The organism is Streptomyces specialis, assembly GCF_001493375.1.
Lineage (GTDB): Bacteria > Actinomycetota > Actinomycetes > Streptomycetales > Streptomycetaceae > Streptomyces > Streptomyces specialis.
Map to the genome: position 1 here is coordinate 1 of NZ_LN929888.1, position 900 is coordinate 900.

The 900-nt window shown below is 74.7% G+C and carries 1 protein-coding gene; it reads left to right on the plus strand.

From position 1 onward, the window contains the following. Positions 1–82 precede the first annotated feature (82 nt). Complete coding sequence (locus BN2279_RS09765) at positions 83–775, plus strand: WD40 repeat domain-containing protein (protein WP_059008316.1); 693 nt, start codon at positions 83–85, stop codon at positions 773–775. Positions 776–900: the final 125 nt, after the last annotated feature.

Consider the following 900-nt stretch of genomic DNA (forward strand, 5'->3'; position numbering starts at 1 on the left):
CCGCTGCTATGACACGTCATGCTTCTCTCGCAGCCCAGTGACCGCCGCGCCTCTCCGCACTCCTCTGCGTCGGCAGCGTCAGATGGCTAGAAGAGCCAGGCACGGCCGGGACCGGCTGCGCCTGGCGTTCAGCGCCGACGGCTCCCGCCTGGCCGTCGCCTCCCACCTGCTGGGCCGGGTCACCGTCCTGGACGCCACGACAGGAGAAACGATCCGGGAGGTGACGGAACCCGCCCGGCACGCCGAGCACTGGCGGCGCCCGCGCGTGGACATGACCGCCCTGGACGCCACCGGCGACCGCGTCGCGTTCGGCGCCCGCGACGGCCTCAGCCGCGTCCCCGTCCACGACGTCACCACCGGCAAGCCGCTGCTGCGGGTCGGCCCCGCCGGGCTGCGGCAGATCACCGGGCTGGCCTTCGCGCCGGACGGCACGCGGCTCGCCGTGGCCGGCTCCACCGAGGACGGGCACGCCGCGCTGTGGACGCTGCCGCTGACCGGGGACGGCGAGGTGCCGCCGGTCGCGCCCAGGATCGCGGTCCGCGACCTGGCGATGCACGACCAGCCGGACGGCACCCTGGTGTGGCCGGTCGCGTCGGAGGGGCCGCGGGCGTACTTCCCGGGCAGCCACGGCTGGGGCGCCGTCTGGGACGCGGCGACCGGCGCGGTCCTGGCGCACCTGCCGTTCGGCAGGTCGGACGCCGGGGTGGCGCTCGCGCCGGACGGGTGGGCCCTGGTCACGGTGACGCAGTACGGCGCGCGGCGGTGGCCGCTCTAGGAGCACCACCACAGGAAGCAGTCGTCATCGTCGTCGCCGTCGTCGTCGCTGGGCGAGGGGGACGGTGTCGGGGTGGTGTCTCTTATTCACAGCTGACGCTGACGACGAAGAGGGTAGTGGTGGTG